The 26,925-nt window shown below is 66.7% G+C and carries 25 protein-coding genes and 1 tRNA gene; 10 read left to right on the top strand and 16 right to left on the bottom strand.

All coding sequences use genetic code 11. From position 1 onward, the window contains the following. The first annotated feature begins 18 nt into the window (after positions 1-18). The 6 genes from VZ068_RS11825 (at position 19) to VZ068_RS11800 (ending at position 6,726) form a co-directional block, all read left to right on the top strand. Positions 19-1,314 carry an argininosuccinate lyase gene (locus tag VZ068_RS11825; protein ID WP_259160675.1) on the top strand — a complete coding sequence of 432 codons (1,296 nt, stop codon included), beginning with the start codon at positions 19-21 and terminating at the stop codon, positions 1,312-1,314. Then, positions 1,314-1,667: a cupin domain-containing protein gene (locus VZ068_RS11820; RefSeq protein WP_259150600.1), complete on the top strand. Its 354-nt coding sequence runs from the start codon at positions 1,314-1,316 to the stop codon at positions 1,665-1,667. Before VZ068_RS11825 ends, VZ068_RS11820 begins: the two co-directional genes overlap by 1 nt. After that, positions 1,667-1,927: a YciI family protein gene (locus VZ068_RS11815; RefSeq protein WP_259150599.1), complete on the top strand. Its 261-nt coding sequence runs from the start codon at positions 1,667-1,669 to the stop codon at positions 1,925-1,927. The genes VZ068_RS11820 and VZ068_RS11815 overlap by 1 nt, the downstream gene beginning before the upstream one ends. A gap of 13 nt (positions 1,928-1,940) precedes the next feature. Beyond that, the gene (proB, locus tag VZ068_RS11810; RefSeq protein WP_259150598.1) at positions 1,941-3,092 is read left to right on the top strand and encodes a glutamate 5-kinase; all 1,152 of its coding nucleotides are present in this window, start codon (positions 1,941-1,943) and stop codon (positions 3,090-3,092) included. Positions 3,093-3,281: 189 nt separating this feature from the next. Further along, positions 3,282-4,529 carry a glutamate-5-semialdehyde dehydrogenase gene (locus VZ068_RS11805; protein WP_349655411.1) on the top strand — a complete coding sequence of 416 codons (1,248 nt, stop codon included), beginning with the start codon at positions 3,282-3,284 and terminating at the stop codon, positions 4,527-4,529. A 283-nt stretch (positions 4,530-4,812) separates the two neighbouring features. Next, a complete protein-coding gene (locus VZ068_RS11800) occupies positions 4,813-6,726 on the top strand; it encodes a CocE/NonD family hydrolase (protein ID WP_349655410.1) in 1,914 nt (637 codons plus the stop codon). Here VZ068_RS11800 and VZ068_RS11795 read toward each other — a convergent pair. The 5 genes from VZ068_RS11795 to VZ068_RS11775 form a co-directional block, all read right to left on the bottom strand. After that, a complete protein-coding gene (locus tag VZ068_RS11795; RefSeq protein WP_349655409.1) occupies positions 6,707-7,972 on the bottom strand; it encodes an MFS transporter in 1,266 nt (421 codons plus the stop codon). The two genes, VZ068_RS11800 and VZ068_RS11795, sit on opposite strands and share 20 nt — an antisense overlap. 84 nt (positions 7,973-8,056) lie before the next feature. Beyond that, positions 8,057-8,133, bottom strand: a tRNA-Pro gene (locus tag VZ068_RS11790). A gap of 54 nt (positions 8,134-8,187) precedes the next feature. Further along, a complete protein-coding gene (cydX, locus tag VZ068_RS11785) occupies positions 8,188-8,304 on the bottom strand; it encodes a cytochrome bd-I oxidase subunit CydX (protein WP_055852095.1) in 117 nt (38 codons plus the stop codon). Positions 8,305-8,388: 84 nt separating this feature from the next. Then, a complete protein-coding gene (gene cydB / locus VZ068_RS11780) occupies positions 8,389-9,540 on the bottom strand; it encodes a cytochrome d ubiquinol oxidase subunit II (protein WP_349655408.1) in 1,152 nt (383 codons plus the stop codon). 15 nt (positions 9,541-9,555) lie between these two features. After that, positions 9,556-11,178 carry a cytochrome ubiquinol oxidase subunit I gene (locus VZ068_RS11775; RefSeq protein ID WP_349655407.1) on the bottom strand — a complete coding sequence of 541 codons (1,623 nt, stop codon included), beginning with the start codon at positions 11,176-11,178 and terminating at the stop codon, positions 9,556-9,558. Positions 11,179-11,260: 82 nt separating this feature from the next. Between VZ068_RS11775 and cydD the strand changes: the two genes are divergently transcribed. Together cydD and cydC are read left to right on the top strand one after the other, a co-directional pair. Then, a complete protein-coding gene (gene cydD, locus VZ068_RS11770; RefSeq protein WP_349655406.1) occupies positions 11,261-13,072 on the top strand; it encodes a thiol reductant ABC exporter subunit CydD in 1,812 nt (603 codons plus the stop codon). Next, positions 13,069-14,745 (top strand): thiol reductant ABC exporter subunit CydC, encoded by a 1,677-nt coding sequence (cydC, locus tag VZ068_RS11765; protein WP_349655405.1) that lies wholly within the window; start codon positions 13,069-13,071, stop codon positions 14,743-14,745. Before cydD ends, cydC begins: the two co-directional genes overlap by 4 nt. 170 nt (positions 14,746-14,915) lie before the next feature. On the opposite strand, the gene VZ068_RS11760 is transcribed toward cydC, so the two are convergent. From VZ068_RS11760 to ccmA, 11 genes are all read right to left on the bottom strand, one after another. Beyond that, positions 14,916-15,215 (bottom strand): DUF1294 domain-containing protein, encoded by a 300-nt coding sequence (locus VZ068_RS11760; RefSeq protein ID WP_259150586.1) that lies wholly within the window; start codon positions 15,213-15,215, stop codon positions 14,916-14,918. Between the two features lie 101 nt (positions 15,216-15,316). Next, entirely contained in the window at positions 15,317-16,519 is a 1,203-nt protein-coding gene (locus tag VZ068_RS11755; RefSeq protein ID WP_349655404.1) for a homoserine O-acetyltransferase, read from the bottom strand. 940 nt (positions 16,520-17,459) lie between these two features. Then, positions 17,460-18,473 (bottom strand): tetratricopeptide repeat protein, encoded by a 1,014-nt coding sequence (locus tag VZ068_RS11750; RefSeq protein ID WP_349655403.1) that lies wholly within the window; start codon positions 18,471-18,473, stop codon positions 17,460-17,462. Continuing rightward, the gene (locus VZ068_RS11745) at positions 18,473-18,907 is read right to left on the bottom strand and encodes a cytochrome c-type biogenesis protein (RefSeq protein ID WP_349655402.1); all 435 of its coding nucleotides are present in this window, start codon (positions 18,905-18,907) and stop codon (positions 18,473-18,475) included. The genes VZ068_RS11750 and VZ068_RS11745 overlap by 1 nt, the downstream gene beginning before the upstream one ends. Continuing rightward, entirely contained in the window at positions 18,904-19,506 is a 603-nt protein-coding gene (locus VZ068_RS11740; protein WP_349655401.1) for a DsbE family thiol:disulfide interchange protein, read from the bottom strand. Before VZ068_RS11740 ends, VZ068_RS11745 begins: the two co-directional genes overlap by 4 nt. Next, positions 19,499-21,436 carry a heme lyase CcmF/NrfE family subunit gene (locus VZ068_RS11735; RefSeq protein ID WP_349655400.1) on the bottom strand — a complete coding sequence of 646 codons (1,938 nt, stop codon included), beginning with the start codon at positions 21,434-21,436 and terminating at the stop codon, positions 19,499-19,501. Before VZ068_RS11735 ends, VZ068_RS11740 begins: the two co-directional genes overlap by 8 nt. A gap of 324 nt (positions 21,437-21,760) precedes the next feature. Then, on the bottom strand, positions 21,761-22,219 hold the full coding sequence (ccmE, locus tag VZ068_RS11730) for a cytochrome c maturation protein CcmE (protein WP_259148721.1): 459 nt from the start codon (positions 22,217-22,219) through the stop codon (positions 21,761-21,763). Further along, positions 22,216-22,386 carry a heme exporter protein CcmD gene (locus VZ068_RS11725; RefSeq protein WP_259148723.1) on the bottom strand — a complete coding sequence of 57 codons (171 nt, stop codon included), beginning with the start codon at positions 22,384-22,386 and terminating at the stop codon, positions 22,216-22,218. The genes ccmE and VZ068_RS11725 overlap by 4 nt, the downstream gene beginning before the upstream one ends. Continuing rightward, a complete protein-coding gene (gene ccmC / locus VZ068_RS11720) occupies positions 22,383-23,132 on the bottom strand; it encodes a heme ABC transporter permease CcmC (RefSeq protein ID WP_259148726.1) in 750 nt (249 codons plus the stop codon). The genes VZ068_RS11725 and ccmC overlap by 4 nt, the downstream gene beginning before the upstream one ends. 112 nt (positions 23,133-23,244) lie before the next feature. Then, positions 23,245-23,940, bottom strand: coding sequence for a heme exporter protein CcmB (ccmB, locus tag VZ068_RS11715; protein WP_039420296.1), 696 nt, complete (start codon positions 23,938-23,940; stop codon positions 23,245-23,247). Then, complete coding sequence (gene ccmA / locus VZ068_RS11710) at positions 23,937-24,581, bottom strand: heme ABC exporter ATP-binding protein CcmA (RefSeq protein WP_046962697.1); 645 nt, start codon at positions 24,579-24,581, stop codon at positions 23,937-23,939. The genes ccmB and ccmA overlap by 4 nt, the downstream gene beginning before the upstream one ends. 196 nt (positions 24,582-24,777) lie before the next feature. On the opposite strand from ccmA, the gene VZ068_RS11705 reads away from it, so the two are divergent. Continuing rightward, the gene (locus VZ068_RS11705; protein ID WP_259148733.1) at positions 24,778-25,926 is read left to right on the top strand and encodes a pyridoxal phosphate-dependent aminotransferase; all 1,149 of its coding nucleotides are present in this window, start codon (positions 24,778-24,780) and stop codon (positions 25,924-25,926) included. Positions 25,927-26,067: 141 nt separating this feature from the next. Continuing rightward, positions 26,068-26,868, top strand: a complete 801-nt coding sequence (locus VZ068_RS11700) for an amidohydrolase (protein WP_259148735.1) — start codon at positions 26,068-26,070, stop codon at positions 26,866-26,868. Positions 26,869-26,925 lie beyond the last annotated feature (57 nt).

The following is a 26,925-nucleotide window of genomic DNA, read 5'->3' as shown; positions in this document are numbered from 1 at the left end:
ACTTCGAGACGCTTTCCGATGACCAATCTGTTGTGGCAAAAACCCGGTGTTGCGGTTGACGCCAAAATCCAGACCTTCCTGGCCGGCGACGATGTGATCCTGGATCGCGAGTTCTTCCTGCACGACATCGCGGCCAGCAAGGCGCATGCACAGGGGCTGCAGCACATCGGCATCCTGTCGTTGCAGGAGCTGGGCGGCCTGAGCGAACAACTCGATCTGTTGGCGGACGATTTCCGTAGCGGCGCATTCGTGCTCGATGCCCAGTACGAAGATTGCCATTCGGCGATCGAAGCACGCCTGACCGAGCGCCTGGGCGATGCCGGCCGCAAGATCCACACCGGACGCAGTCGCAACGATCAGATCCTGGTCGCAACGCGGCTATGGTTGAAGGACAAACTGCGGCGCGTGGCCGAGCTCAGCGGCGAGATCGCCAAGGTGGCGCTGGATCGCGCGCAGGCCGAAGCCGCGTTGCCGGTGCCGGGTTACACGCATATCCAGCGTGCGGTGGTGTCGTCGGCGGGCATGTGGTGGGCCGGCTGGGCAGAAGCGTTTATCGATAATGCCGTGCGCGCGACCGACACCTTGCACCTGGTGGACAGCAACCCGCTCGGCACCGCTGCCGGCTACGGCGTAAATCTGCCGCTGGACCGCGCGCACACCACCGCCGAGCTCGGTTTTGCACGTCTGCAGGTCTCGCCGATCTACGCGCAACTGTCGCGCGGCAAGTACGAGCTGGCCGCACTCGAGGCGCTTGGCAGCGCCACCCTGGACTTGCGGCGTATCGCCTGGGATCTGTCGCTGTTCACCAGCGGCGAATTCGCGTTTGTCGCGTTGCCGGCGCAGTACACCACCGGCAGCTCGATCATGCCCAACAAGCGCAACCCCGATGTCATCGAACTGATGCGCGCCACCCATGCCAGCGTGGCGGCCGCGCGGACCGAGATCGAACAGCTGCTGTCGCTGCCGTCCGGTTACCACCGCGATCTGCAGAGCAGCAAGGGCGCCATCGTGCACGGTTTCGGCCGTGGCCTGGCCGCGCTGGAACTGTTGCCGGCGCTGCTCGCCAATCTGGAATGGCGCCGGGACAAGCTGCATGCGGCGATCGACTCGGGCATGTACGCCACCGACGTGGCAGTGGAAGCGGCCGTGGCCGGCGTCCCGTTCCGCGATGCCTACAAGGCTGCAGCGGAAGCATCGGAAACCGCAGGGCAGGGGCGCACGCCGGAAGGCAGCCTGGCTGCACGTGTCTCGCCAGGTGCCGCAGCGGACCTGCAGCTGGACGTGCTGCGTGCCCGATGGGAGGCCCTGGTCTGATGGCCATGATCAGCACCGACACCGCCGAACATTACCCCTGGGGCGAAGCCAGCCACGGCTGGCACCTGTTGCGCGACCCCAACTTGAGCGTGCTCGAGGAACACATGCCGCCAGGCGCTGCAGAGTTGCGCCATCGGCATAGTCGCGCGCGGCATTTCTTCTATGTGCTGGCCGGCGAGGTGATGCTGCAGCTGGACGGCGCACAGCATGTGTTGCGCGTGGGGCAGGGCTTGCATGTGCCGCCCGGTTCCACCCATCAGATGCATAACCTGTCCGCGATGGAAGCGCGCTTCCTGGTGATTTCCACCCCGTTCGGTCGTAGCGAGGCAACACCCGACAAGGAGGCCGGCTGATGTCGATGCGCTATCTGGTGCTGGCGATGCGCAAACCGCACTTTCCGGCGGATGTGGTGGAGGCGCATCGCGCATTTCTCGATACGCTGCGGGCGGCCGGGCAGCTGGAACTGACCGGCGGCTTCAGCGACGGCAGCGGCGGCGCCTACGTGCTGGTCAACGTGGACAGCCTGGAGCAGGCGCAGCAGATCGTGGCACGCGATCCGCTGGTGCTGCGCGATGCCTCCACGCTGACCGTCCACGAATGGAAGACGCACTGAGCATTTCGCCACGATGACCACGCCTGCGAACACCTCGCCGTTCACCGAGCAAGCGCTGCCGCCGTGGCGGCGTGCGGTGCTCAAGGTCGGCAGCAGCCTGCTGGCCGCAGACGGTGGTGGCCTGTCGCCCCGCTTTGCGCTGGGCCTGGCGCAGTTCGTGTCGGCCAATCTGGCCGCCGGGCGGGAGCTGGTGATCGTGTCGTCGGGCGCGGTGGCGGCCGGCCGGGCAATCCTGCCCAAAGCTGCCGAGGCCGGCGCGCCGATCGCCGCGCGGCAGGCGCTGGCTGCGCTGGGGCAGGCGCAATTGATCGCGCTCTGGCAACGCTTTTTCGAGCGCCCGGTGGCGCAGGTGTTGCTGACCCACGACGACCTGCGCAACCGTCGCCGTTATCTCAATGCACGCGCTACCTTGGGCGAGTTGTTGCGGCTTGGCGCGCTGCCGGTGGTCAACGAAAACGACACCGTATCGGTGGACGAGCTCAAGCTGGGCGATAACGACAATCTGGCGGCGATCGTCGCCGCATTGGTCGATGCCGATGCCTTGTTCATCGCCACCGATATCGACGGCCTGTACAGCGCCGACCCGCGCAGCAACCCGTTGGCGCGGCCGCTCGACGATGTCCCCGATCTCACGCCGCAGGTGATGGCGATGGCCGGCGGCAGCGGCAGCAGCGTGGGCACCGGCGGCATGCGCACCAAGCTGGAAGCTGCCGCCAAGGCCGGCGCCGCGGGCATCGAGACCTATCTGTTCAATGGCCGCAGCAGCGAGGTGGTACGCGGGCTGGCGCAGGATCGCCTATGCGGGACGCGCATCCATGCCGCGCGCACGCGGATTGCGGCGCGCAAGTACTGGTTGCGGCATGCGCCGGTGGAAGCCGGTGCCATCCTGATCGATGCCGGCGCGGCGACCGCGCTGAGCGAGAAGGGCGCATCGTTGTTGCCTGGCGGCGTGGCCGGGGCCGAGGGCGACTTCAGGCGTGGCGACATGGTGGAGATCCGTCTGCGCGACGACAGCGGCGAGCGCTGCCTGGCGCGCGGCGTCAGCCAGTATTCGGCAGTGGATATCCGCCGTATTGCCTGCCGCCATTCGCGCGAGATCGAGTCCGTGCTCGGGTACAGCTATGGGGAGAACGTGGTGCATCGCGACGACCTGGTGGTGCTGTAGCGCATCGCAAGCGCGACGCGCTACCCATGCTCGTCCGGGAGCCAGCGCGTTGCACGCACGCGCCCTGATCCAGTCGTCTGCGCTGCGGCAGCGGCGCGCCGAGAGATCGTTGCAAGCGCGACCGCTTTGGCTCTCCGCGATGCTTTGCGCTACTTTCTGCTGCAGTCTCGACGGCCGAACGTTCCCACCATGTCCGAAATGAAAATGCTGGCCCTGCAGTGCCGGGAGGCCGCGCAGGTGCTCTCGCAACTTTCCGCGCAGGCCAAGCAGGATCTGCTCGACGCGATGGCTGCCGCACTGGAAGCCGATGCCGCGTTGATCCTTGCCGCAAACGCGCGCGATCTTGAAGCCGCTCGCGCCAAAGGCACCGGCACAGCCATGCTCGACCGGCTGGCGCTGGACCAGGTGCGCCTGGCCGGCATCGCGGCGGCATTGCGCGAGGTGGCGCAGTTGCCGGACCCGGTCGGTCAGGTCACACGCGACGACACGCGCCCCAACGGCATCCGCGTGCAGAAGGTGCGCGTGCCGCTGGGGGTGATTGCGATGATCTACGAGGCCCGTCCCAACGTCACCGCCGATGCGGCCGCGCTGTGCATCAAGGCCGGCAATGGCGTGATCCTGCGTGGCGGCTCCGAGGCGATCCATTCCAACACCGCAATTGCGCGCGCATTGCAGGGTGCATTGCGTGCGGCGGGTGTGCCGGAAGCGGCTTTGACGCTGGTCGAGGATCTGCGTCGCGAGACCATGCTGGAGCTGCTGCAGCTCAGCGACATCATCGACCTGGCGATTCCGCGTGGTGGGGAAGGGCTCATCCGCTTTGTCGCCGAACACGCGCGCGTGCCGGTGATCAAGCATTACAAGGGCGTGTGCCATCTGTTTGTGGATGCCTCGGCCGATGTGGAGCGTGCCGTGCGCCTGTTGGTCGACGGCAAGGCGAGCCGGCCATCGGCCTGCAATTCGCTGGAAACGCTGTTGGTGCATGCAGACATCGCCGAGCGCTTCCTGCCGCTGGCAGCCGCTGCGCTGCGTGCGCGCAACGTGGAGCTGCGTGGCGACGCGGCAACGCGTGCGATGGTGCCCGAGATCGCGCCTGCCAGCGACGACGACTATGCCGCAGAGTATCTGGATCTGATCCTGGCGATCCGAATCGTGCCGGATCTTGACACCGCACTGGCCCACATTCGCCAGTACGGCTCGGACCATACCGAAGTGATCGCCACCGAGGACGCCGCAAACGCCGAGCGTTTCGTGCATGCACTACGTTCGGCGGTGGTGATGGTCAACGCTTCCTCGCGCTTCTCCGATGGTGGCGAGCTCGGCCTGGGCGCGGAGATCGGTATCTCGACCACGCGCCTGCATTCGTATGGCCCGATGGGGTTGGAAGCGCTGACCGTGGAGCGCTTTGTGGTGCGTGGCGAAGGCCAGGTGCGTCACTGATCGGCACGCGGCCGACCAGGACCGTGGCGGCCCGCCAGCGATCCTTTGCCTGCTGAAGCAGCGCTGCCGCGCCCCTGGTGGTGGAGGCGTGGCGTCGCGAACTGACGCAGCCCTGCCTGCGCCATTGTCCGCAGCCACCGTGCGTGCAAACCGTGCCCACACCCCGCCGTATCCGCAGCCACTCAGCGCACGTCCAACCCGCCGACCACGACCTTTGACACTCCCCCGGCAGCCTGTGGCCTCACTACAGTCGTCGATTGCCCCGCCCGTTCCGGAGTCGTCGATGCGCCGCCTTGCTGTCTGCCTGCTCGCCACCGCCATTGCCGCCGCCACCGGCAGTGCCTTCGCCCAGACCTCGCCGATGACGCCGGACATCACCGGCAAGCCGTTCGTGGCAAGCGAGGCTGCCAACGACTACGTCAAGCGCGAGGTCATGATTCCGATGCGCGATGGCGTGAAGCTGCACACCGTGATCGTGGTGCCCAAGGGCGCACGCAACGCGCCGATGGTGCTGACGCGCACGCCATACGACGCCAGCGGCCGTAGCGAGCGCCTGGCCTCGCCGCATATGAAGGACCTGCTGCCGCCCGGCGACGACGTCTTCGTGGAAGGCGGCTACATCCGCGTGTTCCAGGACGTACGCGGCAAGTACGGCTCCGAGGGCGACTACGTGATGACCCGCCCGCTGCGCGGCGCGCTCAATCCCGGCGACGTGGACCACGCCACCGATGCGTGGGACACCATCGACTGGCTGGTCAAGAACGTGACCGAATCCAACGGCAAGGTCGGCATGATCGGCTCGTCCTACGAAGGCTTCACCGTGGTGATGGCACTGACCAACCCGCATCCGGCGTTGAAGGTGGCCGCGCCGGAAAGCCCGATGATCGATGGCTGGATGGGCGACGACTGGTTCAACTACGGCGCGTTCCGCCAGGTCAACTTCGACTACTTCACCGGCCAGCTCAGCAAGCGCGGCAAGGGCGCCGGCATCCCGCGCCAGGGGCAGGACGATTACAGCAATTTCCTGCAGGCCGGCTCGGCCGGGGACTTCGCCAAGGCCGCCGGGCTGGAGCAGTTGCCGTGGTGGCACAAGCTCACCGAACACGTGGCGTACGATGCGTTTTGGCAGGAGCAGGCGCTGGACAAGGTGATGGCGCGCACGCCGCTCAAGGTGCCCACGATGTGGCTGCAGGGGCTGTGGGACCAGGAAGACATGTGGGGCGCGATCCACAGCTACGCGGCGATGGAGCCGCGCGACAAGCGCAACACGCTCAACTATCTGGTGATGGGGCCATGGCGGCACAGCCAGGTGAACTACGACGGCAGCTCCCTGGGCGCATTGAATTTCGATGGCGACACCGCGCGTCAGTTTCGTCGCGATGTGCTGCGCCCGTTCTTCGATCAATACCTGGTCGATGGCGCGCCCAAGGCGAGCACGCCGCCGGTGTTCATCTACGACACCGGCGAGAACCGCTGGGATCGCCTGCAGTCCTGGCCGCGCAGTTGCGCCAAGGGCTGTGCGTCGGCGAGCAAACCGCTGTATCTGCAGGCCGGCGGCAAGCTGTCCTTCGACAAGCCCGCTGCAGGGCAGGGCGCGTTTGAAGAATACGTTTCCGATCCAGCCAAGCCGGTGCCGTTCGCACCGCGCCCGGTGGATTTTGCCGACCGCAGCATGTGGACCACCTGGCTGGTCCACGACCAACGCTTTGTGGACGGACGCCCGGATGTGCTGACCTTCGTCACCGAGCCGCTGACCGAGCCGTTGCAGATCGCCGGTGCGCCCGATGTGCATCTGCAGGCCTCCACCAGCGGCAGCGACAGCGACTGGGTGGTCAAGCTGATCGACGTGTACCCGGACGAGATGGCGTCCACCCCCAAGATGGGTGGCTACGAGTTGCCGGTCTCGCTGGCGATCTTCCGCGGCCGCTATCGCGAGAGTTTCAGCGCGCCCAAGCCGCTGGCGTCCAATCAGCCGCTGGCGTTCGAATTCGGCCTGCCCACCGCCAACCACACCTTCCAGAAAGGCCACCGGGTGATGGTGCAGGTGCAATCCAGCCTGTTCCCGCTCTACGACCGCAACCCGCAAACCTACGTGCCGAATATCTTCTTCGCCAAGCCGGGCGATTATCAAAAGGCTACCCAGCGCGTTTACGTGACGCCGGAGCAGCCCAGCTACATCAGTCTGCCGGTGCGTTGAGCCCACGGGCGCCGCGCGCCGGCGGCGCCCACACGTCTTCCAGCAACTGCGGGCGGCACACCACCCAGGCGGCGCCCAGCTGCACCACGATGCAGATCACCAGAAACACGAACGGCGAGCTCCAGCCGCCGCTGTGCGCATGCAGCCAGCCGAACAGAAACGGTCCCAGGCAACTCACCGCATAGCCCATGCCCTGCGAGAACCCGGAGAGCGCGGCCGACCCGGCGGCCGTGCGGCTGCGCTGGTTGACCAGCACCAGCGCCAGCGGGAAGGTGCTGGGCCCCAGGCCGAGCAAGGTCACCCACAGGATCGGCGCCGCCAGCGGTGCCCACCACAGCCCGGCGAAGGCAATCAGGTGGCAGGCCGCGCACAGCAACACGATCGGGAACGGGTTACGCATGCGCACTGCCAAGGCCGGCATGGTCAACGCGCCGACCATGCCGAGCGCGGCGAACAGCGCCACCATGGTGCCGCCGAACGCGGGCGAGGCGCCGGCTTCGCGCAGCAGCGTGGGCAGCCAGGTGAACATCGAATAGGTCACCAGCGAGGTCATGCCGAAGGTGATCGCCATGCTCCAGCCCAGGGCGGTGCGTGCGACCCGGCCTTCGGCTTCGGAGGTGGGCGTGACCGGTGCCGGTCCGGTGGCGCGCAGGCGGCCCTGGCTGGCCTGCACCAGCGCCCATGCCACCAGGGCCAGCAGCGCCGGCAACACCCACACCACCATCGAGCTGCGCCAGCCCAGCGCATCGGCCACCGGCACCGCCATCAACGCCGGCAGCAGGGTGCCGACCTGCAGCACGGTGATGTACAGCGTGCTGACCCGCCCCACGCGGTCGCCGAAGTAGCGTTTCACCAACGGCGGCAGCACCACATTCCCCATGCCCATGCCGGCCAGCGCCACCAGCGAACCGGTCAGCAGCCCGCCGGTGCCCGGCAGCAGTGGTCGCACCATCAGCCCCAGCGTGGCCAGCGCCATCGATACCAGTGCGGTGCGCAGCAGCCCGTAGCGACGCAGCACCGCAGGCGTTGCAACGCCGGTCAGCGCAAATGCGGCAGTGGGCAACATGCCGAGCGCGCCCATGGTCGGCGCCCCGAACCCGTATTCGCCGGCAATGCGTTCCAGCAACGGGGTCAACGACGTTACCGCCGTGCGCAAGTTGAAGGCGGACAACAAAATGGCGGCCAGCACCAGGGCGCGCCCACGCGATTGGGCGGACAAGGACGAGGCGGCAGTGACAACAGACATGACAGACCATCCGCACCGTGCACATCCGTGCGACGGCGCCTGAAAACACAAAACCGGCACGAGGCCGGTTTTGTGTTTTGAAACTGGTCGGGGAGACAGGATTCGAACCTGCGACCTCTACGTCCCGAACGTAGCGCTCTACCAGACTGAGCTACACCCCGAAGGAGCCGCGTATGTTACATAGGGAATGCGGAATCGGCAAGCATCCATCGCAATTATTTTTCCTGAGGCCGATGCGCACGCTCGGGCTCGCGCGCCTCGAACCACATGCCGTTGAGAACAGCGGCCAATGCCGCCAGACCGGTGCCGAGAATCCAGGCGAAGTACCACATCGTGTGTGCTCCTGAAAAACGTTGAGGAAGTGGGAAGGCGAGCGCAGCTGCGACGACATGCCGGCATCGCCGCAACCGCGTCAGCTAATACGCATTGGGATTGGCGGAGAGTTCGTCGGCAGTCACCTTGCCCCGGAGCACGCGATACACCCACGCCGTGTAGGCCAGCACGATCGGCATGAACACGGTGGTGGCCAGCAGCATGATCCACAGCGTGAGACGGCTGCTGGAAGCGTCCCATAGCGTCAGGCTGGCACTCGGTGCAGTGGAGGACGGCAGCAGGAACGGGAACAGCGCAAACCCCACGGTAAAGACGATGCCGATGATGGCGCTGCCCGAGGCGATGAACGCCAGCCCGCCGCGTCGTGCACGCAGCAGCACTGCGCTCATCCCAAGCCCGAGCAGGCCGACCAGCGGCGCCACCAAGGTGGCCGGCATGCTGCCGTAGTTGTATAGCCAGCCGCCGCTAGCCGTCAGTGCAGCGGTCTTGGCCAGCGGATTGGTCTGCGCATCGGTCGCCAGCACCGATGTCACGGCGTAGCCGGGCAGGCCAAACGCCACCCAGACGCCGGCTGCGGCAAACAATGCCACCGCACCCAGCGCGGCGAGGCTGCCGATACGCGCGGCGCGTTCGGCCACCGGTCCATCGGTCTTGAGCACCAGCATCGCCGCGCCGTGGGCGATCAGCATCGCCACGCTGAGCAGACCGGCGAGCAGCGCGAACGGCGTCAGCAGCCCGAACAGATTGCCGGTGTAGAAGATGCGCATGCTGTCGTCGAAATGGAACGGAACACCCAGTACGACATTGCCAACCGCCACGCCCATGATCAATGCCGGAACGAAACCGCCGACGAACAATGCCCAATCCCAACTGTTGCGCCAGCGTTGGTCCGTCAGTTTGCCGCGGAACTTGAAGCCGACCGGCCGCAGGATCAGCGCAAACAGAATCACGAACATCGCCAGATAGAATCCGGAAAAACTCACCGCATACAGTGGCGGGAACGCAGCGAAGATCGCGCCACCGCCCAGGATCAGCCATACCTGGTTGCCCTCCCAGACCGGGCCGACGGTGTTGATCACCAGACGACGTTCGGCATCGTTTTTCGCCACGAACGGCAGCAGCGCACCGACGCCCAGATCGAAGCCGCCCATCACCGCGTAACCGGACAGCAATACGCCAAGCAACAGCCACCAGATCACGCGCAATGTGGTGTAGTCGAGCAAGATGAAATCCATGGTGTCTCTCCTGGCTTACGGTGCGCCGCCGGCCAGTGCGCCGGTGCTCAATGGGGCATGGGGTGAGGACGCGTCGGGCGAGTCGCCGTTCGGTGACGGGCTGCGTTGCGTCGGCGGAAACAGCGCGTCCGGGCCCTTGCGGATCGTCTTCAGCGACAGCTTGATCGCGATCACCAGCAGCGTGGTGTACAGCGCGGTGAAGCCGACCAGGGTCAACACGATTTCATACAGATCCAGACCCGATGCGGCATAGAAGGTCGGCAGCACGCCTTCAACCGCCCACGGCTGGCGGCCGTACTCGGCCACGAACCAACCGCACTCGATGGCGATCCACGGCAGCGGCAGCGTCCACAACGCCAGGGTCAGGAACCAGCGCTTTTCCTGGAAGGTGTGCTTGCACGCGAACCAGAACGCAATGGCGAAGAAGGCGATGAGATACACGCCGATGCCTGCCATGATGCGGAACGTCCAGAACAGCGGGAGCACACGTGGCACCGTATCCATCGCCGCCTGCGCGATCTGCTCGGGCGTGGCATTGCCGATGTCGTCGCGATAGCGCTTGAGCAGCAGGCCGTGGCCAAGATCCTGCCAATGCGCATCGAAGATCTTGCGTGCTTCGAGATCGTCCTTGTTGGCGCGGATGCGTTGCAGCGCGCCGTAGGCGATCTGCCCGCCGCGGATGCGGTGTTCGGCACGGCCGACCAGTTCCAGGATGCCGGGAATCGGCTGATCCAGCGAACGCGTGGCGATCAGGCCCATCAGGTACGGAATCTTGATCGCGTAGTCGTTGCGATGGGTCTGCTGGTTGGGAATGCCGAACGCGGTGAAGTCGGCCGGCGCGGCTTCGGTCTCCCACATCGCTTCGATCGCGGCCAGCTTCATCTTCTGGTGTTCGTTGGCGGCGTAGCCGCTTTCGTCGCCGAGCACCACCACCGACAGCGACGACAACAGGCCGAAGGCTGCGGCCACCGCAAACGAGCGGCGCGCCATCTCGGTGTGCTTGCCGCGTAGCAGATAGAACGCGCTGATCGACATCACGAACACCGCACCGAGCACGTAGCCGGCGCTGACGGTATGCACGAACTTGGCCTGCGCCACCGGGTTGAACAGCACCGCCATGAAATCGACCACTTCCATGCGCATGGTGTCCGGGTTGAACACCGCGCCGGTCGGGTTCTGCATCCAGCCGTTGGCGATCAGGATCCACAGCGCAGAGAAGTTGCTGCCCAAGGCCACCAGCCAGGTGGTGATCAGGTGCTGCAGCTTGCTCAGGCGGTTCCAGCCCAGGAAGAACAGGCCCAGGAACGTCGCCTCCAGGAAGAACGCCATCAACCCTTCGATCGCCAGCGGCGCGCCGAAGATGTCGCCGACATAATGGCTGTAGTACGACCAGTTCATGCCGAACTCGAACTCCATCACGATGCCGGTGCCGACACCCATGGCGAAGTTGATGCCGAACAATACGCCCCAGAACATGGTCATGCGCCGCCAGATCGGCTTGCCGGTCATGACGTAGACGCTTTCCATGATGCCGAGCAGGAACGACAGGCCCATGGTCAGCGGCGGAAAGATGAAGTGGTACATCGCGGTGACTGCGAATTGCAGCCGCGACAGTTCGACAACTGTCGAGTCGATCATGGCGGGGTGGCCTGGTTGAGTATCGGTGAGGAACATGGCGGATCATCTGCCGCCGCCGCGCCGCGCGCGTTGATCCAAATCAATGCGGCCCCGCTCCGGTGCGGCACACTGTCCATCCCGCAGTGGGCAGTGGCGACTTACAATCGCCTGCGATGCAGCGCCTGAAGAGAGCCATGTGAGCCAGCCCAGCGTGCAAGTCAGCGAAACGCCCGCCCAGCGCCGTCAACGCGGCCAGTGGCTGGATGCGCTTGCCGCACCCGCTGCGCGTGCCCGTCGGCTGTCCGCTGTGGCGGTGGCGTTGTCTGGGGTGTTGTTGCTGGCGCAGTCGGCGGCCATCGCATGGTTGGTGCAAGCGGTACTGGTGCAGCACGTGGCCTTGGCGCAGTTACGCAACGTGGGCGTGGGGTTGCTGGTCGCGCTGCTCGGGCGTGCACTGCTCAACGGCTGTGCGCAATCGCTGACCGGCGAGGTGGCCGATGCGGCCAAGCAAGAATTGCGTGCCCGCATCGCGCGCCGTCTGGTGCAGCACGGCCCGCTCTGGCTACGCCGGCAACGCAGCGGCGAACTGGGCGAGTTGAGCCTGGCGCACACCGATGCGCTGGAAGGGTATTTCGTCGGCTATCAGCTGGCACGCACCGAGATCATGCTGGTGCCGCCGGTGATCCTGATTGCGGTGTTTTCGGTCGATTGGGTGGTGGGCCTGGTGCTGTTGCTCACCGCGCCGTTGATTCCATTTTTCATGATGCTGGTGGGATGGGGTGCGGAAGCTGCAGGTCGCGAGCAACTCGGCGAGCTGGCACGGATGGGCGGGCACTTTGCCGACCGTCTGAAGGGCCTGGGCTTGCTGCGGGTGTATGGCCGTGGCCAGGCCGAACTGGGCGGCATTGCCGCGGCGGCGGAGGGCGTGCGCGAGCGTTCGCTCAAGGTGCTGCGCATCGCGTTCCTGTCGTCCACGGTGCTGGAATTCTTCGCCTCGGTGAGCGTGGCGATCGTGGCCTTGTATTTCGGTTTGAGCTATCTGGGCATGCTCGACTTGCATGGGCTGCCGTCGCTGGGTGCGGGCATGTTCTGCCTGCTGCTGGCGCCGGAATTCTTTGCGCCGTTGCGGCGTCTGGCAGCGCATTACCACGACCGCGCCAACGCGCTGGCCGCAGTGACGGAGGCCGAGCGGTTGCTGGAAGGCTTCCCCGACGATGTTGATGGCAGTGCGCCGGACTCGGCGCTGTCGCAACACGCCCTGGAGCCTGCACAGGCGCATGCGCCGTTGCTGCAGGCACGTGCTCTGGCACTGCGTCCGGCCGGTGCGCCGCACACGGTGATCACGCAATTCTCGCTGGACCTGCAGCCCGGGCAGCGCGTGGCGGTGATCGGAGCCAGCGGTAGCGGCAAGAGCACCTTGCTGGAAGGGCTTGCCGGCTGGCTGCCAGCCGAAGCGGGCAGTGTAGTGCTGCGCCCGGGCACGCGTGTGGGCTATGCCACCCAGCGGCCGTACCTGTTTCACGGCAGCATTGCCGACAATCTGCGGCTGGCCGATCCGCAGGCCAGCAGCGCACGCCTGCACGCGGTGGCCGATGCCGCGCAGGTGCTGCGCTTCGCCGCGCAGTTGCCGGCCGGCCTGGACACGCTGATCGGCGAGCGCGGCTTCGGCCTGTCCGGTGGCGAAGCGCGGCGTGTGGCATTGGCGCGGCTGCTGCTGCGCGAGCCGGATCTGCTGCTACTGGACGAACCCACCGCGTTTCTCGATCCGGACACCGAAGCCGAATTGCTGCGCACGCTTGGCGTATTTGCACGTGGCCGCGCGGTGGTGCTGGCAACGCACAGCCCCGCGGTGATGCGCTGGGCCGATGTGGTGATCGATCTGCGTGGCACAACCGTGACGGCGAGCGCGCCATGAACGACACACGCCACGATCGGCTGAGCGGGGTGTTTCGCCGGCACGCCTGGCGGCTGTTGCTGTCTGCGCTGCTGGTGCTGGTTACCATGCTGGCCGGGGTTGGCCTGCTGAGCCTGTCCGGCAGCTTTCTCACGGCGGCGGCATTGGCTGGCGTTGCCGGCATGGGGGCCGGCTTCAATTTCTTCTCGCCTTCGGCCGGCATTCGTGCGTTGACGTTTGCGCGCATCGTGTCGCGCTATGGCGAAAAATTGATCGGCCACGATGCCACCTTGCGCATCGCCCGCGATCTGCGGGTGTGGTTCTTCCGTCGTGCGTTACCGCTGGCGCCGGGGCGGCTGTCGGCCACGCGCACCGGCGATCTGCTGGCGCGCCTGATGTCGGACATCGGCGAAGTCGATGGCCTGAGCGTGCGTGCGCTGGCGCCGCTGTCGGCGCTGCTCGGCATCTGGCTGGCCGGCGTGGTTGCCGCTGCCTTGATCTATCCGCCCGCGGCGCTGTTGTTGCTGGCGCTGGGTGGGTTGATCGGCGGGCTGGTGCCCTGGCAGGTCGCACGTGGCGGCGCGCAGCGCGAGCAGTTGCGTGCGCAGCACCGCACGGCATTGCGCACGCAGGCGTTCGAAGGCCTGGAAGGTGCGGCCGACCTGGCCGCGGTCGATGCGCAAGGCACCTGGCTGCATCGGCTTCACGCCACTGCGGCGGCCGTGGGGCAGGGCGACCGCCTGCAACGGCGTCGCCTGATCGCCGGCAACCTGCTGCACGCGGTCTGCGCTGCCTTCGGTCTGGCCGGCATGCTGTGGCTTGCGCTGCACGCCGCCGAGCGAGGGCTGATCGCAGCGGACATGGCTGCCGGCCTGGTGTTTCTGACCATGGCGCTGCTGGAGGTATGGGCCGGTGCCGGGCTTGCGTTGCAGTCGCTGCAAAGCGCGCGCGTCGCTGCCCGGCGCCTGCAGGTCATCGTCGATCAAGCCCCGTCGGTCGCCGATCCCGTGCAGGCCATCGACATGCCACGGACTGGCACGCTGCAACTGCAGCAGGTGTCGTTTGCGTGGCCCGGTGGCGTACGGCCGGTGCTGCACGCACTCGATTTGACCCTGGCGCCTGGCGAGCGCATCGCCATCAGTGGCGACAGCGGCAGCGGCAAGAGCACCTTGTCGGCATTGCTGCTGCGGCTATGGGATCCGCAGGCCGGGCAGGTGCGCTACGCCGGCATCGATCTGCGTCACTGCGCACAGGCGCAATGGCATCGCCGCATCGCCTGGCTGCCGCAGAACGCCCCGGTTTTTGCCGGCAGCGTGCGCGAGAATCTGGCCATCGGCGATGCCGCTGCCGACGATGCGGCGATGTGGCAGGCGTTGGAGCAGGTGCGCCTGCACGACTGGGCCCGCGCGCAACGTGGTCTGGACACCTGGGTGGGCGAAAACGGCGCTACGCTTTCCGCAGGCCAGGCACGTCGCCTCGCGCTGGCGCGCGCGCTGTTGCGCGATGCTCCCATCCTGCTGCTCGACGAACCCACCGACGGCCTGGACGTGGACACCGCCCACGCCTTGCTGCTGGATCTGGCCGCCGCACTCGGCGAGCGCAGCCTGGTGATGATCACCCACTACAGCGTGCCTGCCGGTGTGGTGCACCGGCATTACCGCATGCGTGATGGAACGCTGCAGCCGCTGGAGTGAGCGGCCTTCGCCATGGCTGGGTCCTGGAGCGACCAACAGAACGAAGCGCGCAGTCGTAAGGTGGGCGTGGATGGCGCGCTCATGACCGGGGGGACGCGTGGGCATGCCGTACCGAGCACCGGCCGCGCCTGTATCGCTGTTGCGCAGTCGAAGCGCAGGCATGGCGCGCCTCAGCGCGTCAGATACACCGCCCAGGCCAGGGCCGCGGCGTTTGCGAGCGCGCTGACCCAGAACGCGATCTGGAACGAGGTCTTGACGGTCTTGTGCCGGAACAGCGATTGCGCCAGCAGCGCGCCGGGCCAGCCACCGAGCAAGGCGATGGCATGCAGGGTGGCTTCCGGGGTGCGGCGCTGGCCGCGTGTGGCTGCGGTCTTGTCCAGCCGATAGGCGATCAGCGCGGCAATGCTGGTTGCCGCGTACCAGAGCGCAATCGCAGCCGGTAGCCGTTCTGCGAGCACCAGGCCGAGCATGCCGACCGCGAACAGGCCGGCCAGCAGCCGGCGCGGCAGTACGCTGCTGGCGGTCTGCGAGGGGCGTGATCTGGCTCTGGATGTGGCTCTGGACCTGGCAATCAGCAGGCGTCCAGAAAATCGCGGACCGCCGGGCCGAACCGTGCAAAATCCACCAGGAAGGCGTCGTGGCCCTGCGGCGAATCCAGGCCGATGAAACGGGCATCGGCGCCGCCGGCGCGCAGGCCATCGGCGATCTGTTCCTGTTGCTGCACCGGGAACAGGATGTCGGTGTTGGCGCCGATCGACAGCGCGCGTGCGATGCGGATGCGCGACAGGCCGGCCAGCACCTCGCCATCGCTGGAGCCCTGGCTTGCCGACGCAATGCCAACAGGCGCGCCGGGGCCGCGGGCGCCAGCCAATGGCGTCTGTGCGCCCGGAGTCGGCTCGGCGTAGTCGGCCAGATCGAACCAGTCCATCGAGCGGCTCAGGTACAGATAGCAGTTGGGATCGAAGAAGCGCACGAAGCGGCGCGCGTGGCCTTCCAGATAACTTTCGACCTGGAATTCCAGCCCGAACGGGTCGTCGTCGGCCTGTTCGGAATCCAAGCGTACGCGACCAAACCTGCCGTCCCATTCCAGCGCCGAGCGGTAGGTGATCACGCCAAGTTTGCGTGCCATGCGCATGCCCGATTCCGGGTAGCGCGTGTCGTCGTAGTGGCCGCCGTTCCAGTGCGGATCCAGCCGGATCGCTTCGCGCTGCAGCGAGCGGATGGCAATGGAAAACGGCAACGCCTGCGCGCTGCCGGAGATGTTGATGTGGCTGCGCGCGATGCCTTGGTGCCGCAGCAACAGCGCCAGTGCGGTCATGCCGCCCATCGAGTTACCGATCAGGCAGGCGAGCTGTTCGATGCCCAGTGCGCGCACCACATCGGCGGCGGCATCGGCCACGTCTTCGATCGACAGGTCCGGAAAGCGCAGCCGATAGCGCTCGCCGGTGGCCGGATCGATCGAGGCCGGCCCGGTCGAACCTTTGCAGCTGCCCAGCGAATTGACGCACACCACGAACCAGCGTTCGGTATCGATCGGCTTGCCCGGCCCCAGCATCGCCTCCCACCAACCCGGCTCGGGGTTGGCCTGATTTGCGGCCGCATGCGCGTTGGGCGACAAGCCGGTGACGATCAGCACCGTGTTGTTGCGATCGGCAGCCAGCGTGCCCCAGGTTTCGTAAGCCACACGAGCCTGATGCAGCTCACCACCGCGCTTCATCGGAAACGGCGAAGGCAGGGAGTGGTATAGCGTGCCAGGGGGAATGAATTCGGTCATGCCGCAATTCTATCCGGCGTGGCGGTGGGCGGCATGGTGAATCGGGATGGGGACTCGGTTTGAGCCCTTGCGTTAGGTGATGTCACCTTTTAACGCTGTTGATCTGCGGCTTTGCTGCAGGGCCCTTGCCCGCCCACCATCGCAGGACACGCTGCAAGTACGGCCTTGTAAGCTACTTGGCGGCATCCATACCGCCAAAGGTCCCGCGACGGTGGGCGGGCAAGGACCAGTCGAGTTGATCGGTGCGCAAAGTTTCGGTGCGCAAAGTTTCAGCACAGCAGACCGCAAACCGCACGATGCGGTGGTTTCGTTTTTCAACAAAACCACCAGCCAACTGTCTGGTGCGGTGTCCTCGCCGGTTGCGGGACCGTTGGCGGCATGGATGCCGCCATCGAGCCCCCATGGACGGGTTCACGGCGTGTCCCGCGAGCGGCGAGGGCACCGCGCCCTCGAGGTCTTCGCGCCCGCTGCAGGGCCCTTGCCCGCCCACCATCGCGGGACACGCTGCAAGTACGTCCCTGTAAGCTCCGTGGCGGCATCCATGCCGCCAAGGGTCCCGCGACGGTGAGCGGACAAGGACCAATCGAGTTGATCGGTGCGTGAAGTTTCAGCACAGCAACCCGCAACCCGCAAACCGCACGAGGCGGTGGTTTCGTTCTTCAACAAAACCACCAGCCAACTGTCTGGTGCGGTGTCCTCGCCGATTGCGGGACCGTTGGCGGCATGGATGCCGCCATCGAGCCCCCATGGACGGGTTCACGGCGTGTCCCGCGAGCGGCGAGGGCACCGCGCCCTCGAGGTCTTCGCGCCCGCTGCAGGGCCCTTGCCCGGACCATCGCAGGACACATTCGACCAAACCTGCCTTGCGCTTGCTCGCTGCGTTTGGTTGGCGCTCTTCGTCCGTTGCCCCCCAGGCATTGCAACGCAGGCTGGCGAGCAATCAGCGGCCGATGACCAGGTCCACTGGCATGCCTGCCGACAGTTCAACCATCACCGGCACGCTCTCGACATCATCTGCCTGACGCATTGCGTTGCCACTGCGCGATAGCCGTGCAAGCACCTGCACCTTTTCCAGCGACGACAGCGCGCGCGTCGGCATCGGGCTGTCGCCATCGTCCAGGGTGATGGTCAACGGGAGCTCGCTCAGCGCGTGTTTTTCCACTGCCACCGGCATCGGGGTGTCTGCAGCGCGTGCGATGACGAAGACGCTGGTATCGCCGGGCAATCCGGCGCGCTTGGCGAATGCGGCATCCAGCGTCACCCGCACCTGGATGCGTTTGCCGCTGGCTGCATTGGTGGCAGGCGCAGCCGGTGCCTTGATCGGTTCCAGTTTGGCCTCCTGTCGCGCAGCATTGAGCTGCTCGAGCAGGCCGGGCCGGGTGGCGGCGTCGACCACGCTCAGCAGCGGTTCCCAGGTCTCGCTGGCCTTGGCCGGCTGGCCGGCCTGACGCTGCACCACGCCGAGAAACCAGCGTGCGCGTTGATGGTCAGGCTGCACCGCCAGCGCGTGTTCGAGCAGGCGCATGGCCTGCGGGTCCGGTCGCCCGCTGTCGTCGGCGAGCATGCGCGACTGCGCGGCCGCTACCAGCACGTCCGGCTCGTCCGGGCGCAGCGCCACCGCACGCGCAAACGCGTCGCTGGCCTCGGCGAATTTCTGCTGGCTGGACAGCGAGCGCCCCAACAGCACCCAGCCTTCGGCCTGGTCGGGGTTACGCGCCAGGGCGCTGCGCAGTTGCACGATTGCCTCGTCCAGGGTGCGTGGCGTGGCCGGGCGGTCGGCCACCTGCTCGATCGCCGACGGCGTGCCGACCAGCCAGTACAGCGACGCGCTTGCGGCAAGCAACAGCAGCGCCACACTGGCCGCCAGGCCGCGCGTCTGGCGCCACAGCGGGCGCAGCGCCACGCCGAAGGCGAGCAGCGCGATCACGGCAACCGCCAGGACGAAGCCGACCATCACCACTCCTGCTCATCGGCGGGCAACGCGGGCGCGGCAGCGCTGCGTCGACGCACCACCAAGACAACCGCGCCGGCCCCCAGCAACAACACCAGCAGCGGGCCGAACCACAGCAGCCAGGTGCGCGATTCCACCTGCGGGCGATACAGCACGAACTCGCCATAGCGGGAGACCAGGAACTGGCGGATCTGCGCATCGCTGCGGCCTTCGTGCATCAAGGCCAGGACCTCGCGGCGCAGGTCCTGCGCGATCTGCGCGTTGGAGTCGGCCAGCGACTGGTTCTGGCACTGCACGCAACGCAGCTCGGCAGTCAGCGCGTGGAAGCGCGCTTCTTCGGCCGCAGAGCGATATTGCAGCGGCGCCGGGTCGCCGACCGGCTGGGCCAGGGCCAGCCAGGGCAACAGCAGCAGCGTCAGCAGCCAAGTGCGCTTCATGGGCTGGCGTGCAGGTCCGGGGCGGCGGTGGGCGAGCGCTCGATCTTGCTCAGCATCGGAATCAGCTGGGTGTCGATGATGGATTGGGTGAGCATGCCGCTGTATTTCCAGCGCACCACGCCGCGCCCGTCGACCAGGAAGGTTTCCGGTGCGGCAGCGATGCCGAAATCGATCGCGGTGCGCCCGTCTTTGTCGGCCACCACCAACAGATACGGATTGCCCAGTTGTTCCAGCCAGCGCAGCGCATCGGCTTGCTCGTCCTTCCAGTTGTAGCCGATCACGCGCACGCGCTTGGTCAGCGCAAAGCGGCTCAGCACCGGGTGTTCTTCGCGGCAGGCCGGGCACCAGCTGCCCCACACGTTGATGATGTACGGGGCGCCGCGCAGCTCGCGCGCATGCACCACGATGCTGGGGTCGTGCAGCAGCGGCAGCGCGAACGCCGGCGCCGGCTTGCCGATCAGCGCCGAGGGCAGGGCATCGCGATCGTCCTGACCGGAGCGCACCACCGCGTAGACCAGCAGCGCTGCGAGTGCGAGCAGCAGCACGATGGCGCCCACGAGGACCGCAGTGGGCAGGCGGGGCGAACGTGACTCAACCATCTTGGATCTCCGGAGAACGACGAAAACGCCGGTCGGCCGCGGTGACCAGGCCACCGAGCGCCATCAGCAGCGCCCCCAGCCAGATCCAGCGCACGAACGGTTTGAGGTGGACGCGCACCGCCCAGGCCTGGTTGCCCAGCGGTTCGCCAAGGGCGACATACAGGTCGCCGAACGGGCCGGGGCGGATCGCCGCCTCGGTCAGGGTCTGTCCGCCGCTGGCATAGCGGCGTTTTTCCGCATGCAGCAGGCCGACCGGCGCATCGTCCTTGAACACCTGCAGATTGGCGCGGTCTGAAACGTAATTGGGCCCGCGCAGTTCTTCCACGGTATCGAAGTGCAGCGCGTAGCGGCCGATCTGCACCTGCTGGCCCGGCGCCAATGCGACCTCGCGTTGCAGGCTCAGCGACTCCACCAGCAAGGCGCCGGCCAGAAACACCGCAACGCCCATATGCGCCAGCACCATGCCCAGCATTTCTGCAGTGAACTTGCGCCCCTTGGCCGCGCGACGGGTCCACAGGAAGCGTGCCGTGCCAAGCAGTACCCACACCGCACCGGCCACGCCGATCGCGGTTTTCAGCTGGCCTTGCGGCGCCATCAACCAGGCCAGCGCGCCTGCGGCAAGCGCCAGGCCTGCCCACGGTGCCAGCAGCGCCAGCGACCGCGAGGCCTGCTCACGCTGCCAGCGCGTGAGCGGGCCGAACGGCAGCAATGCCACCAGCGGTGCCATCAACACCACGAACAAGGTCCCGAAGTAGGGCGGCCCAACCGACAGCTTGCCCAGGCCAAGCGCATCGGCCAGCAAGGGGTACAGCGTGCCCAGCAGCACCATCGCGCAGGCGCAGGTCAGCAGGAGATTGTTCAACAGCAGCAAGGTTTCGCGCGAGCTGCCGGCAAAGGCGCGTCGCGGGTCGTTGCTGGCGGACATGCCCGGCGCGCGGATGGCGTACAGCAGCAATGCGCCGCCCACCACCACCAGCAGGAACACCAGGATGAACAGCCCGCGCGACGGGTCGGCGGCAAACGAATGCACGCTGGTCAGCACGCCCGAGCGCACCAGAAAGGTTCCCAGCAACGACAACGCAAATGCGGCAATGGCCAGCAGCAAGGTCCAGCTGGCAAAGCTGCCGCGTTTTTCGGTGACCGCCTGCGAATGCAGCAACGCGGTGCCGACCAGCCACGGCATGAAGCTGGCGTTTTCCACCGGGTCCCAGAACCACCAGCCGCCCCAGCCCAGTTCGTAATACGCCCACCAGCTGCCGAGCGCGATGCCGACGGTGAGCATCGCCCAGGCCACGTTGGTCCACGGCCGTGTCCAGCGCAGCCAGCGCGCATCCATGCGGCCTTCCAGCAGCGCGGCGATGGCGAAGGCGAACGGCACCGCAAAGCCGACGTAGCCGCAATACAGCATCGGCGGATGGATGATCAGCCCCGGGTCCTGCAATAGCGGATTGAGGTCGGCGCCTTCCAGCGGCACCGGCAGCAGCCGCGCGAACGGATTGGAGGTGAACAGCAAAAACGCCAGGAAGCCGATGCTGATCAGTGCCATCACCCCCAGCACGCGCGCGACCACCTGCGCCGGCAACTGCCGCGACCACAGCGCCACCGCGCCGGTCCACAGCGCCAGCACCAGCGTCCACAGCAGCAGCGATCCTTCGTGCGCACCCCAGACCGCCGAGTAGCGGTAGATCACCGGCAACAGGCTGTTGGAATTCTCGGCGACATAGCGCACCGAAAAATCCTGCACCAAAAACGCATGCGTCAGCAGCGCGAAGGCCGCAGCGATCAGGCCAAGCTGCACCAACGCCGCCGGGCGCGCCACCGCCATCCAGCTGTCGCGCCCGCGCTGCGCGCCGGCCAGCGGCAATGCGGCCTGCATCAACGCGACCAGCAAGGCCAGCACCAGCAGAAAGGTACCGAGCTCAGGCAGCATGCAGAACTCGCGGTTGGCAGCAGGGCATCGCAGCGCATTGCCGGGAGCCGGCCATCAAGCGCCGGAGAGGGCCGGGCACAGGGGCGTTGGCGGAACACGGGTTTCCCGTCGCCGCGCCGCGCCCACTGTTGGAACCCGCCGGTCCTGTCGTCGTGTCACGTTCTTTGGTCAGCGCGCCCGCGCAGCGACGTGCTGCCTGGCGGAGCCGGAGCGAGAGTAACAACGGCCGGCAAGCCGCCGCCACGGTACGATCCGCGCCGCTGCGTTGAGGCTCCATTGCCTGCGTCTGCCGGTCTTCATGTCGGCCGCCATCGCTTCGGACCGTCACTGCATCACCTTGCCCGGGGCCACCTGATGCTTGCGATGCGCGCTGCCCATCTTGTCGGCCACTTCCTTCGGCATATAGGTCTCATCGTGCTTGGCCAGCACGTCTTCGGCCACGAACACGCCTTGCTGCATGCGGCCGGTGGCGACCACGGCCTGACCTTCGCGGAACAGGTCAGGCAGGATGCGGTCATAGCGCACCGCCAGCTGCGCATCGCCATCGGTAACGCGGAACTGCGCTTCCAGCGAGCCGGAAGCGCGTTTGAACGAGCCTTTCTCGACCATGCCGCCAAGCCGGAAGCGGGCATGGTCGCCGGCGTCGCCGCGCAGTACCTCCGACGGCGTGTACAGATACGCCACATTGCGCTGCAGGGCCATCGCCACCAGCGCGGTCGCCAGCCCGGCGGCCAGCACCAACGCCAGCACCAGCCATAGCCGGCGGCGACGTTGCGGGTTCATCGGCTCAGCTCCGCATCGCTGGGCACGCTGCGCTTGCGCTCGCGCAGGCGGCGCGCCTGCGCGATCTTCAGGGCGCGACGCACCTGCCAGCGGCCGGCGATCAGGTCCCACAGCAGCACCAGCACGAACACCGCGTAAGCGGCGATCACGTAAGGCAGATAGCTCATGCCGCGCCCTCGGCATCGCGCACGATCCAGGCCTTGCCGGCCTCGCGGCGCAGGTTGTCGGCGCGCGCGCGGGTGAGCAGCGACCCGGCGAACCAGAACTTGGTGCCGATCACCATCAACCACAGCGGCAGCAGCATGCTGGCATCGATGGTGGATGGGCCGAGCAGACGAATGCTCTGGCCCTGATGCAACGAGTTCCACCACACCACCGAGTAGCGGATCACCGGCAGCAGCGCCACGCCGACGATCGCCAGCAACGCCGCCGCACGTGCCGCCTGGCGACGGTCGTCGATGGCCTGGTACAGACCGATCACGCCCAGATACAGGAACAGCAGGATCAGCTCGGTGGTCAGCCGCGGGTCCCAGTCCCACCAGGCGCCCCACATCGGCTTGCCCCAGATGCTGCCGGTCAGCAGTGTGATCACGGTGAACGCCGCGCCGATCGGTGCGCAGGCCATCGCCAGGATCTCGCACACCTTGATGCGCCAGATCAGCGCGATCCCCGCATACACCGCCATCAACCCGAACACGAACAAGCTCATCCACGCGCTCGGCACATGGATATACAGAATGCGGAAGCTGTCGCCCTGCTGGTAATCGGCCGGCACTGCAAACAGCGCCTGCCACATGCCTGCGCCCAGCAACACTGCGGCCAGCGCGTAGCACCAAGGCGCCCAGCGCGCGGTAAATCGGTCGAAGATCGGAGGTGAGGCGACTTGATGGAACCAGCGGACGACGACGTTCATGCGATGGCGATGGCTCTTGGCATGGCGATGGCTTCTTGCATGGAGACTGCTCTCGGTACGACACCGCCGTACGACCTACGGTGTCCCATCAACGGCGCATCTGCAACATCGATCAGCTGAGCGAAATCCGGATCGCCGCCGCTGCCGCCAACGGTGCCAGCACGATACCGATCACCAACCCGGCGCCCAACAACAACAACGCACCCACCGCATCCTGTCCTTGCCCGCTGGCCGCAACGCTGCCGGCGCCGAACACCAGCACCGGCACATACAGCGGCAGCGCCAGCAACGCCACGAGAATACCAGAGCGTTTCATCGTCACCGTCAGTGCCGCAACCACGGCGCCGAGCAGACTCAATAAAGGTGTGCCCAGCGCCAACGATGCCAGCAGCACCGGTAGTTGGTCATGTGGCAGGTGCAGCAATTCGCCCAGCAACGGTGTCACTGCGATCAACGGCAGCGCGCTGGTCGCCCAATGCAGCAGCACCCGCACGGCGATCAACCACGCCAGCGGCACCGGTGCCAGCAACCATTGCTCCATCGAGCCGTCTTCCACGTCGCTGCGGAACAGCGCGTCCAGCGACAACAGGCCGGCCAGCAGCACCGACAGCCACAGCACCGCCGGTGCCGCCTGCGCCAGCAGGTCGGGGCGGCCGCCCAGGCCCAGCGCAAACAACACCACGATCAACAACGCGAACAATGCCGGCTGCAGGGCGTCGCTGCGACGGCGCCACAGCAATTGCAGATCGCGGCGCAGCAGCGCGCGCGCGGCCTGAAGCAACGAGGGTTGTGGCGACGGCGTGCTCATGCCGCAGCCTCCAGGGTGAGCATGCGGGTGCGCACCGGCGGGGCCGCATAGGCGCCATGGGTGGTGACCAGCGCCGCGCCACCACCGCGCAGATGCGCGGAGATCATCCGGTTGACCAGGGTGATGCCATCCAGGTCGAGGTTGGCATAGGGTTCGTCCAGCAGCCACAACGGCGCAGGCGACAGCCACAGTCGCGCCAGCGCCAGACGCTTGCGCTGCCCGGCCGACAACTGCCGCACCAGGGCATCTTCGTAGCCGGCCAGCCCGACGATCGCCAGCGCGCTGCCGGGCATCTGCTTGGCACGCCGTCCATGCAGTCCACACAGGAAATGCAGGTTCTCCAGGGTGCTCAGATCGGCCTTCAGGCCGGGCAGATGCCCCAGGTAGGCCATGAAGCGGCTGCGGTCGCCGCGCCGGGCGGTCTTGCCGTCGATCTGGATCTGGCCCTGTTCCACATGCAGCAGGCCGGCCAGCACCCGCAGCAAGGTGGTCTTGCCGGCGCCGTTGTCGCCCTGCACGAGCAGGGCTTCGCCGGCATCGACATGGAAATCCAGCGGGCCGAAGACCGGCTCTTCGTTGCGGCTGAAAGCCAGCGCGCGCGCCGCCAGCAGCGGAGGCGCAGTGTGCAGCGGTTCGATCATCGGCGCAGCGGGCTCCCGTCGCAGGACGGCATAAGGAAGGGCGGGCAGGGCGCGCATTGTAGCGACGATGGCCGCGGCACGGGCGCGCTTCAGCGGCGCGATGTGTCCGGGAACGCTGTTTTGCGCCGGGCCTGGCGCACCCGCGCGGCCGCTTTGCGTACACTCGCGGTCCCCGATTGCTGACCGGACAGGCGCGATGCCCCTCACGACCAAGCTGCCCAAGGTGGGCACCACCATCTTCACCGTCATGTCGCAACTGGCGGCCGAGCACGGCGCGGTCAACCTGGGCCAGGGCTTCCCCGATTTCGCGGTGCCGCAGCGCCTGGTCGATGAACTGGAGGCGGCCATGCGCGCCGGCCACAACCAGTACCCGCCGATGACCGGCGTGGCGGCCCTGCGCCAGGCCATCGCCGGCAAGGCGCAGCGCTGCTACGGCGCGCAGGTCGATGCCGACAGCGAGATCACCGTCACCAGCGGTGCCACCGAGGCGATCTTCAATGCCATTCACGCGGTGGTGCGCGCGGGCGAAGAGGTCATCGTGCTGGACCCGGCCTACGACTGCTACGAGCCGGCAATCGATCTGGCCGGCGCGCGCGCGATCCATGTGGCGCTGCACCCGCAGACTTTCGCCGTGGACTGGGACGCGCTGCGCGCGGCGATCACGCCCAAGACGCGCCTGCTGATGATCAACTCGCCGCATAACCCGTCCGGCGCGATGCTCTCGGCCGCCGACCTGCAGACGCTGACCGAACTGCTGCGTGGCACCGATATCTTCCTGCTCTCTGACGAGGTCTACGAACACATCGTGTTCGACGGCCACCGCCACGAATCGGTGCTGCGCTGGCCGGAATTGCGCGAGCGCGCGTTCGTGATTTCCAGCTTCGGCAAGACCTATCACTGCACCGGCTGGAAGATTGGCTACGCCATCGCGCCGCCGGCACTGAGCGGCGAATTCCGCAAGGTGCACCAGTACAACACCTTTACCAGCTTCGGCCCGGCCCAGCATGCGTTCGCTGCGATGATCCGCGACGAGCCCGAGCACGACGAGCAACTTGGCGCGTTCTATCAGGCCAAGCGCGACCGTTTCCGCGAGCAGTTGCTGACCACGCGCCTGAAGCCGTTGCCGGTGCCCGGCGGGTATTTCCAGCTGGTGGATTACTCGGCGATCAGCGATCTGCCCGACACCGAATTCGTGAAGTGGCTGACGGTGGAGAAGGGCGTGGCCGCGATTCCGCTGTCGCCGTTCTACGAGACCGCGCCGCAAGGGCAACGACTGGCACGGCTGTGCTTCGCCAAGAACGATGCAACCTTGGATGCGGCGATCGCGCGGTTGCAGAAGCTCTGAACAGCTGGGATTCGGGAATGGGGATTCGGGAATCGTAAGAGCGGTTGGTCGCTTTTCGATCCGAATCTGCACTTGGCCCGATGACATAACGTGCTCACCAAACCGCTGTCCGATTCCCGATTCCCGATTCCCGAGCCTTCAATGCACGACCTTCGCATCTCCTTGATCCAAGGCGACACCCGCTGGCACGATCCGGCTGGCAATCGCGATTACTACGGCGCATTGCTGCAGCCGTTGGCCGGGCAGACCGATCTGGTGATCCTGCCGGAGACCTTCACCAGCGGGTTCTCCAACGACGCCATCGACAAGGCCGAGGACATGGACGGGCCGACCGTGGCCTGGGTGCGTGCGCAGGCGGCGCGGCTGGGTGCTGCCGTCACCGGTAGCGTGCAATTGCGCACGCCCGAAGGCGTATTCAACCGGCTGCTGTGGGCCACGCCGGACGGAGCGCTGCAGTATTACGACAAGCGCCATCTGTTCCGCTTCGGCAACGAGCATCTGCGTTATGCGGCCGGGCGCGATCGCCTGTGCGTGGAATGGAAGGGCTGGCGGATCAATCCGCAGGTCTGCTACGACCTGCGGTTCCCGGTGTTCTGCCGCAACCGCTTCGATGTCGAGCGGCCGGGTCAGCTGGATTTCGACCTGCAATTGTTCGTCGCCAACTGGCCGTCTGCACGCGCATATGCCTGGAAAACGCTGCTGCGCGCGCGCGCGATCGAAAACCTGTGCTTCGTGGCGGCGGTCAACCGCGTCGGCGTGGATGGCAATCAGCTGCACTACGCCGGCGATAGCGCGGTGATCGATTTTCTCGGCCAGCCGCAGGTGGAAATCCGCGAGCAGCCGCAAGTGGTCACCACCACCCTCAGCGCTGCGGCCCTGGCCGAGCATCGCGCACGCTTCCCGGCAATGCTGGATGCCGATGCCTTTGAGATCAGGGATTAGAGATTGGGGATTAGGGATTGGTGCAAGCAGGCAAGGCATAACTTTCCGCTCACCCGC

Origin of the sequence: Xanthomonas sp. 10-10 (assembly GCF_040182365.1) — a bacterium.
GTDB lineage: Bacteria > Pseudomonadota > Gammaproteobacteria > Xanthomonadales > Xanthomonadaceae > Xanthomonas > Xanthomonas arboricola_F.
This window is presented reverse-complemented; position numbering and strand designations above follow the sequence as displayed.